At 72.5% G+C, this 8,158-nt stretch carries 7 protein-coding genes and 1 pseudogene; 5 read left to right on the forward strand and 3 right to left on the reverse strand.

The window, feature by feature from the left end; all coding sequences use genetic code 11:
• The first annotated feature begins 37 nt into the window (after window positions 1-37).
• The 4 genes from D3105_RS14435 to D3105_RS14450 all read left to right on the forward strand — a co-directional run bounded on the left by D3105_RS14435 (window position 38) and on the right by D3105_RS14450 (window position 4,288).
• Window positions 38-886, forward strand: coding sequence for an SGNH/GDSL hydrolase family protein (locus tag D3105_RS14435; RefSeq protein ID WP_118903619.1), 849 nt, complete (start codon window positions 38-40; stop codon window positions 884-886).
• A gap of 84 nt (window positions 887-970) precedes the next feature.
• The gene (gene purB, locus D3105_RS14440) at window positions 971-2,404 is read left to right on the forward strand and encodes an adenylosuccinate lyase (protein ID WP_078654728.1); all 1,434 of its coding nucleotides are present in this window, start codon (window positions 971-973) and stop codon (window positions 2,402-2,404) included.
• Between the two features lie 44 nt (window positions 2,405-2,448).
• Window positions 2,449-2,997 carry a G/U mismatch-specific DNA glycosylase gene (gene mug, locus D3105_RS14445; protein WP_118903620.1) on the forward strand — a complete coding sequence of 183 codons (549 nt, stop codon included), beginning with the start codon at window positions 2,449-2,451 and terminating at the stop codon, window positions 2,995-2,997.
• A gap of 133 nt (window positions 2,998-3,130) precedes the next feature.
• The gene (locus tag D3105_RS14450) at window positions 3,131-4,288 is read left to right on the forward strand and encodes an ROK family transcriptional regulator (protein WP_118903621.1); all 1,158 of its coding nucleotides are present in this window, start codon (window positions 3,131-3,133) and stop codon (window positions 4,286-4,288) included.
• A 104-nt stretch (window positions 4,289-4,392) separates the two neighbouring features.
• Here D3105_RS14450 and D3105_RS14455 read toward each other — a convergent pair whose 3' ends face one another.
• Both D3105_RS14455 and sigJ read right to left on the reverse strand, forming a co-directional pair.
• A complete protein-coding gene (locus D3105_RS14455; protein WP_118903622.1) occupies window positions 4,393-5,163 on the reverse strand; it encodes a GntR family transcriptional regulator in 771 nt (256 codons plus the stop codon).
• Window positions 5,164-5,449: 286 nt separating this feature from the next.
• On the reverse strand, window positions 5,450-6,334 hold the full coding sequence (gene sigJ / locus D3105_RS14460) for an RNA polymerase sigma factor SigJ (RefSeq protein WP_118903623.1): 885 nt from the start codon (window positions 6,332-6,334) through the stop codon (window positions 5,450-5,452).
• Between the two features lie 122 nt (window positions 6,335-6,456).
• On the opposite strand from sigJ, the gene D3105_RS14465 reads away from it, so the two are divergent.
• A complete protein-coding gene (locus D3105_RS14465) occupies window positions 6,457-7,287 on the forward strand; it encodes an alpha/beta fold hydrolase (RefSeq protein WP_118903624.1) in 831 nt (276 codons plus the stop codon).
• 101 nt (window positions 7,288-7,388) lie between these two features.
• Here D3105_RS14465 and D3105_RS14470 read toward each other — a convergent pair.
• Window positions 7,389-8,057: pseudogene (locus tag D3105_RS14470) on the reverse strand (EamA family transporter); the annotation flags it as partial.
• Window positions 8,058-8,158: the final 101 nt, after the last annotated feature.

Here is an 8,158-nt window from a genome sequence, read left to right on the forward strand (position 1 = left end):
GGCCTGCCGACCTACCGACCGGTACGCTCATCGGGCCATGGAATTGAATGCCTCCTACACCAGTCTCGTCGCGGTCGGCGACTCGTTCACCGAGGGCATGTCCGACCTGCTCCCCGACGGTACGTACCGGGGCTGGGCCGACGTCCTCGCCGCCCGGCTCGCGGTCCGGTCCCCCGGTTTCCGGTACGCCAATCTCGCCGTACGCGGGAAGCTCATCGGCCAGATCGTCGACGAGCAGGTGAAGGCGGCGGCCGAACTCCAGGCCGATGTGGTCACGCTCGTCGGCGGGCTCAACGACACGTTGCGCCCGAAGTGCGACATGGGCATGGTCAGGGGCCGGCTCGAAGAGGCCGTGGAGCGTCTGGCGCCGACCTGCAAACAGCTGGTGCTGATGCGCAGCCCCGGGCGCAGCGGGCCGGTGTTCGACCGGTTCCGCCCCCGGGTGGAGGCGCTGTTCGCCCTGATCGACGATCTGGCCGGGCAGCACGGCGCCGCGGTGGTGGACCTCTACTCCGCGCCCTCGATCGCCGACCCCCGGATGTGGGACGTCGACCGGCTCCACCTCACCGCCGAGGGCCACCGGCGCGTCGCCGAGGCAGTCTGGCAGACGCTGGGGCTGCCCGCCGAGCTGGACTGGCGTGCACGGATGCCCGCGGCCGCACCGCCGCGCTGGGCGGCCCGGCGGGCGGAGGACATCCGCTTCGCCCGGCAGCACCTGGCCCCCTGGATCGGACGACGGCTCACCGGCCGCTCCTCCGGCGACGGACGCTGGGGCGCCCAGTTCGACGCCGCGACGGGCAAGGCCTTCTGGATCACCCCCACGGACGCCGAGACCCCGGGCCCGGTGACGGAGTGGCGGCGCGCCACCTCCCCCGCTCCCTCGTAGCCGGCCTCCTTCGTAGCAAGCCACAAACGGGGGCGCGGCGCTGGCCTGCACGAACCGCCAGTAGAATCCGTTTACGTGAACGCCGTGTCTGCGAAGCCTCGCATCCCCAATGTCCTGGCCGGCCGCTACGCCTCCGCGGAGCTGGCCGTCCTCTGGTCCCCCGAGCAGAAGGTGAAGCTGGAGCGTCAGCTGTGGCTGGCGGTGCTGCGCGCTCAGAAGGACCTCGGGATCGAGGTGCCCGACGCGGCGCTCGCCGACTACGAGCGGGTGCTCGACCAGGTGGACCTGGCCTCCATCGCCGAGCGCGAGAAGGTCACCCGGCACGACGTGAAGGCCCGGATCGAGGAGTTCAACGCCCTCGCCGGTCATGAGCAGGTCCACAAGGGCATGACCTCCCGGGACCTGACGGAGAACGTCGAGCAGCTGCAGATCCGCCTCTCGCTGGAGCTGATGCGCGACCGCACCGTGGCCGTGCTCGCCCGGCTCGGCAAGCTCGCGGCGGAGTACCGCGAGCTGGTGATCGCCGGACGCTCGCACAACGTCGCCGCGCAGGCGACGACGCTGGGCAAGCGCTTCGCGACCGCCGCCGACGAGCTGCTCGTCGCCTACGGCCGCCTGGAGGACCTGCTCTCCCGCTACCCGCTGCGCGGAATCAAGGGCCCGGTCGGCACGGCCCAGGACATGCTGGACCTGCTCGGCGGCGACGCGGGCAAGCTCGCCGAGCTGGAGCAGCGCATCGCCGGTCATCTCGGCTTCGCCGAGGCGTTCACCTCGGTCGGCCAGGTCTACCCCCGGTCGCTCGACTACGACGTGGTCACCGCCCTGGTGCAGCTGGCCGCGGCGCCCTCCTCGGTGGCGAAGACCATCCGGCTGATGGCGGGCCACGAGCTGGTGACCGAGGGCTTCAAGCCCGGCCAGGTCGGCTCGTCCGCGATGCCGCACAAGATGAACACGCGCTCCTGCGAGCGGGTCAACGGGCTGATGGTGATCCTGCGCGGCTACGCCTCGATGACCGGTGAGCTGGCGGGCGACCAGTGGAACGAGGGCGACGTGTCCTGCTCCGTGGTCCGCAGGGTGGCGCTCCCGGACGCGTTCTTCGCGTTCGACGGCCTCCTGGAGACGTTCCTGACGGTGCTGGACGAGTTCGGTGCGTTCCCCGCGGTCGTGGCGCGCGAGCTGGACCGCTACCTCCCCTTCCTGGCCACCACCAAGGTCCTGATGGGCGCCGTACGGGCCGGGGTCGGCCGTGAGCTGGCACACGAGGCGATCAAGGAGAACGCAGTCGCCTCCGCCCTCGCGATGCGGGAGCAGGGCGCCGAGCGCAACGAGCTGCTCGACAAGCTCGCCGCGGACGAGCGGATCCCGCTGGACCGCGCGCAGCTGGACGAGCTGATGGCCGACAAGCTCTCGTTCACGGGCGCCGCCGGCGACCAGGTGACGTCGCTGGTCGCCCGGATCGAGGAGATCGCCAAGCAGCACCCCGAGGCCGCGGGATACACCCCCGGCTCGATCCTCTGACCGGCTCCACCTGATGCCGGAAGCCGCGTGACACCCGAAGCCGCATGACGCCGGAAGAGCTGAACGCCGCCCGTGGCCGCATCGTCCCCGATGTGGCCGCGGGCGGTCTGCGCGTGCTCTTCTGCGGGATCAACCCGAGCCTGACGACGGCGGTGACGGGCCACCACTTCGCCCACCCGGGGAACCGGTTCTGGCCGGTCCTGCACCGTTCCGGTTTCACCCCGCGGCAGTTGCGTCCGGCGGAGCAGGGCGAGCTGCTCGGCCTCGGGCTCGGGATCACCAACGTGGTGGCGCGGGCCACGGCCCGGGCGGACGAACTGGACGCGGAGGAGTTCCGCGAGGGCGGGGCCGCCCTGACGGCCAAGGTCGAACGGCTCGCCCCGCAGTGGCTCGCGGTGGTCGGCATCACCGCCTACCGCACGGCCTTCGGCGAGCCCCGGGCCCGTATCGGCCCCCAGGACCGCACGATCGGCGGCGCCCGTGTGTGGGCCCTCCCCAACCCCAGCGGCCTCAACGCCCACTGGACGGTGCGGACCATGGCCGAGGAGTACGCCCGGCTCCGGGAGGCCGTGTCCGACCGGCCCGGCTCGTAACCCGCGTCGTCCGGATTCGTCGCTTCCGGGCGAACCGGGTTGCGGCTCGATACCGGCTTCCCCGGCTGGTCGCAGGGGTCCCGGCCAACGAGTACGATCCGGCAGACATGCGCACGAGCTGGGAGGACATACCGTGGGCCGGCTGACCGGTGGGGACCCGTCGCTGTTGCGGCGGATCAATTCCGCGGTAGTGCTGCACGCCCTGAGGGGGGCCGGCTCGCCGACGCTGACGGACCTGACGCGGATCACGGGGCTGTCCCGGCCGACGGTCGAAGGGGTCGTCGAGGGGCTCTTCGAAGCGGGTCTCGTGGTCGAGGCCGTGCCCGACGAGAGCGAGGCGCGACGCCAGGGGCGCCCTGCCCGGAGGTTCCGCTTCCGGGCCGAGGCGGGGCACCTCCTCGGGGTGGAGATCGGCCCGCACCGGGTCTCGGCGCTCATCTCGGGGCTGGACGGGCGGATCATCGGGGCCGGCTCCCGCGTGGTGTCGGAGACCGCCGGCGCGGACGACCGGCTCGACCAGGTCCGGGCCGTCATCGCGGATGTGCTGCGCCGCACCGGGGTGGCCCGGAGCAGTCTGCGCGCGGTCGGCGTGGGCAGTCCCGGGATCGTGGAGGCCGACGGCACCGTGCGGCTGGGTACGGCGTTGCCGGACTGGACCGGGCTGCCGCTCGGGGAGCGGCTGCGCCGTTCGTTCCGTTGCCCCGTACTCGTCGAGAACGACGCCAACGCCGCAGCCGTGGCGGAGCACTGGAAGGGTGCGGCCACCGAGTCCGACGACGTGGTCTTCGTGCTGGCGGGGCTGAGCCCCGGTGCGGGGTCCTTGATCGGCGGGCGGCTGCACCGGGGGTTCGGCGGGGCCGCCGGGGAGATCGGCGCACTGCACCTGCTCGGCAGGGAGCTGACGCCGGAGCATCTGCTGTCGACGACGGACACACCGCTGGACCCGCTGGACGAGCAGGCGGTGGCCGTGGTGTTCGCCAAGGCCAAGGAGGGCGACGCGGGGGCCCAGGCAGCGGTCGAGCGGTTCCTCCAGCGACTGGTGCACGATGTGGCGGCGCTGGTACTGGCACTCGACCCGGAACTGGTCGTGGTCGGCGGCTGGGCCGCCGGACTGGACGGGGTGCTGGAGCCGCTGCGCAAGGAGCTGGCCCGCTACTGTCTGCGCCCGCCCCGGGTGACGCTGTCGCTGCTCGGAGAGGCCGCCGTCGCGACGGGGGCGCTGCGGCTCGCGCTGGACCATGTCGAAGAGGAGTTGTTCGCCGTCGAGGGAGCCGTGACGGCCCGCCGCTGACCGCGCGGCGGACGCAGGCCGGAACGACGCGCGCCCGCCGTTCTTCCCGAGGACCGGAGTCGTCGGGGAGAACGGCGGGCGCGGGACGGAGCGGGGCGCGGGCGTCAGGAGGCCTGGCGCTCCGGCTGGTCGTCGTGGCTGATCTCCAGCGCGCCGGAGTCTCCGAAGGTGAGCCGGCAGGTGTCCGCGCGGTAGGTGGCGACGGAGACGGCCGCCGTACCGTCCACGGTGAAGTAGCGGGTGGTGACGACGAGGACGGGGGCGCCGGGGAGCCGGTCCAGTTCCTTGGCGTCGTCCGCCCGCGCGGAGCCGAGCTCCACGGAGCGGTCCTGGCCCTGCAGGCCGAGCCGGTGCAGTTCGCGCAGGACGCTCCGGGCGCGGACCGGGCCGGACGGGGCCTCGATGGCGGAGAGGTCGGGGACCGAGGAGGCGGGGACGTAGAGCAGCTCCGCCGCCACCGCCTGCCCCTGGGTGTCGCGGATCCGGCGCACCACGTGGACCGGCTCGGCGGGGTCCGTTCCGAGCATGGCGGCCACCGGCGCCGGGGCCTTGGCCATGGTGCTGTCGAGCGGCTGCCAGGCCTCGCCACCGACGCCGTCCGCCCATTCCCGCTGGTCGGTGGAGACGGCGACGCCCACGCGCGGCGGGGCGACGGTCGTCCCGACACCACGGCGGCGCTGCAGCCTGCCTTCGAGTTCGAGCTGCTCCAGGGCCTGCCGGAGCGTGGCTCGCGCGACACCGAACCGCGCCGCGAGGTCCCGCTCGTTGGGCAGGATCTCCCCCACCGCAAAGTCCGAGTCGAGTGCCTCACTGAGCACGGTCTTGAGGTGCCAGTACTTCGGCTCCTGCACCGATTCCAGCTGCGTGGTCCCCACCCTGATCCTCCGCAATCGCCGGGCGCCATTTCCGCGACGTTATTTATTAAAGGTTCCTGCCTTAAGTGGAGACCCTAGGACGGCATACCCCCTTGGTCAAGACCAATCCTTATTCCGTGACGGAGCGAAACGGGACTCTGGCGCAGAGCGTTCACACGACGTTCGCGGAGCCGTGAGGCGAGCGCAGCACAAAGCCCCGCCATCGCGACGGACGGCGGGGCTCCGACCAGGCACGCGGCATGCCGGTGGGGCGGATGGGGCCCGAGCGGGCCCGTGGCGCGCGCGGCTATTCGACGGGCAATCCGGACAGCTTGTCCGGATTACGAATGATATAGGCGCATTGAATGACACCTTGGCCGACTTCGATCTGAAAGACGGTATCGGCTTTGCCTCCGGCGAAGTAGACCACGGCGGGTCCGCCATTGAGCTCCATGACGCGGATCTCCCCGTCGGGGTCGAGTTGGCCCGCCACCCCGAAGAGGACGCGGCCGACCTTGTCGGCGGTCTCGATGATCCGCCGCGCCGCCTTCGCCTTGCCACCCCCGTCGCTGACGAGCCGGACGTCCGGGGCCAGCAGGGCGAGCAACTGCTCGATGCCGCCTCCGGAGGCGGCGGCCAGGAAGCGTTCGGTGAGGTCGCGCCGTTCGGCCGGGTCGACGTCGTAGCGCGGCTTGCGCTCCTCCACATGACGCCTGGCGCGGCCCGCGAGCTGCCGGACGGCCGGCTCGGTGCGGTCCAGGGCGGTGGCGATCTCGGCGTACGGGAATCCGAAGGCCTCCCGGAGCACGAACACCGCACGCTCCAGCGGCGAGAGCGATTCGAGGACGACCAGCACGGCGATCGAGACGGATTCGGCGAGGACGGCGCGTTCCGCGGTGTCCGGTGAGGCGGGGCCGAAGTCCGTGACCACCGGCTCCGGCAACCAGGTCCCCGGATACGTCTCCCGGCGCGACTGCAGGTACCTGAGCCGGTCGATGGCCAGCCGGGTGGTGATCCGCACCAGGAAGGCCCGCGGCTCCCGGACGTCCTCGCGCACCGCCGCCGACCACCTCAGCCACGCCTCCTGGACGACGTCCTCGGCGTCGGCGACGCGGCCGAGCATCCGGTAGGCGACACCGGTGAGTACCGGCCGGTGCTCTTCGAAGATCTCGGTCGCGACGTCGACGGTCATCGATCCATCCCAGCCCACGGGCCACAGGGTGTCCAGCGGGAATCGCCGGGGCTCTTGAACTACAAGCTACCCGGCGGTAATTGTTGTTGACGAGATGTCTACCCACTCCAGGGAGCAGCAGCATGACCACCACGGTCTCCTTCACCGTCGCAACGGCCGACGGCCCCCGTCCGGTCTCGGTCGCGTACGAACGGACCGGCTCGGGCGAACCGTTGCTGCTCCTGCACGGCATCGGCCACCATCTGCGGGCCTGGGACCCCGTGACGCGGATCCTGGCCGCCGAGCGTGACGTGATCGCGGTCGACCTGCCCGGCTTCGGTACCTCGCCCGCGCTGCCGGACGGAGTTCCGTACGATCTCGGGACCGTCGGCCCGGTCCTCGGCGCCTTCTGTGCCGAACTCGGCCTGGACCGCCCCCATGTGGCCGGGAACTCACTGGGCGGGCTGCTCGCGCTGGAGCTCGGCCGCACCGAGGTGGTGCGGTCGGTGACCGCGCTGTCCCCGGCGGGCTTCTGGACGGAGGCGGAACGGCGGTACGCCTTCTGCACCCTGCGGGCGATGCGCCGGAGCGCGCTGGCCCTGCCGGTGCCGTTGATCGAGCGGCTGTCGGGCAGTGCGGCGGGCCGGACGGCCCTCACCAGCACCATCTACGCCCGGCCCGGCAGGCGTTCACCGGAAGCCGTCGTCGCCGAGACGCTCGCCCTGCGCGAAGCGACCGGCTTTCACCAGACCCTGGCGGTCGGCCGGGGCGCCTTCTTCGGCGAGGACGTGAAGGGCATGCCCGTCACCGTCGCCTGGGGCACCCGCGACCGAATCCTGCTGCGCCGGCAGGGGGTCCGCGCCAAGCGGGTCATCCCCGACGCCCGGCTCGTCAGGCTGCCCGGCTGCGGGCACGTTCCGATGAACGACGACCCGGCGCTCGTGGCCCGCGTCATCCTGGACACCAGCCGCTGAGCCGTCGCGCGGGACGTCCGGCGTGCGCCTCCCCCGCCGCGCGCCGGAGGACCCACGCCGCCCGAGGACGCCGGAGCCGTACGCCACACCGGCGCCGACCAGGAGTGCCACAGCAGGGCCGTCGCCTCACCGCCCGTCGGGACCCGCAGGAACGAGCCGCCGTCCAGCAGCAGCCCGAGCAGCGCCGACTCGACGGCCGCGACGCCGCAGACCGTCGCGGAGAGGAGTTTCGGGCCCAGCGGCCGCAGGACCGGGACGGCCAGGACCGCGAAGCCGACCTCGCCCGCGAGCGCGCCCACCGAGAACAGCACACCCGCCAGGTCGGTGCGCCCCCAGCCCTGGACGGTGAACGCCCCGACGGCGACGAGGCCGGCCGCGTACAGCGTGACCCGGGACGGACGACGGCCGTCCAGCAGCGGGACGAGCACGCCGACCACGATCGGCGCACAGCCCACGAAGACGCCCGGAACAGCCGGTTCCGCCGTCTGCTCCGCCGTCAGGACCGCCAGGTTGAACCCGACCATGCCCACGGCGGCGAGCAGGGCGATCCGCCCCCACTGGCGGCGGGTGAGGCGTCGGAGCCGGGCCGTCGCGGAGTCGGGGTCGCGGCGAAGGAACGGGATGAGCAGCAGCGCTGCGAGGGCGTAGCGGAGCGCCTGGCCGCCCGCGAACGGGTAGTCGCCGAGGACGCTGTTGGCCGTGAAGGATGCCCCCACCAGCACACACGCGAGGGCCGCGAGGAGGGCCCCGCGCAGAGAGGTTGCGTTCATGGGGCCGACGCTAGGGTCGGCGACGGACCGGTTTAAGGTCCACTTCCATGACGAGTTCGGGGACCAATTCGGGGGTGGGGGCGTGCGCTGCGGTCCGCGCT

The sequence above is a fragment of the Streptomyces globisporus genome, assembly GCF_003501885.1.
GTDB lineage: Bacteria > Actinomycetota > Actinomycetes > Streptomycetales > Streptomycetaceae > Streptomyces > Streptomyces globisporus_D.

What these genes read in the sequence shown, in the direction of transcription:
- mug (WP_118903620.1), top strand. Translation starts at nt 2,449, where the DNA reads ATGACGCCGGAAGAGCTGAACGCCGCCCGTGGCCGCATCGTCCCCGAT.
- sigJ (WP_118903623.1), bottom strand. Translation starts at nt 6,334, where the DNA reads ATGACCGTCGACGTCGCGACCGAGATCTTCGAAGAGCACCGGCCGGTA.
- D3105_RS14465 (WP_118903624.1), top strand. Translation starts at nt 6,457, where the DNA reads ATGACCACCACGGTCTCCTTCACCGTCGCAACGGCCGACGGCCCCCGT.
- D3105_RS14435 (WP_118903619.1), top strand. Translation starts at nt 38, where the DNA reads ATGGAATTGAATGCCTCCTACACCAGTCTCGTCGCGGTCGGCGACTCG.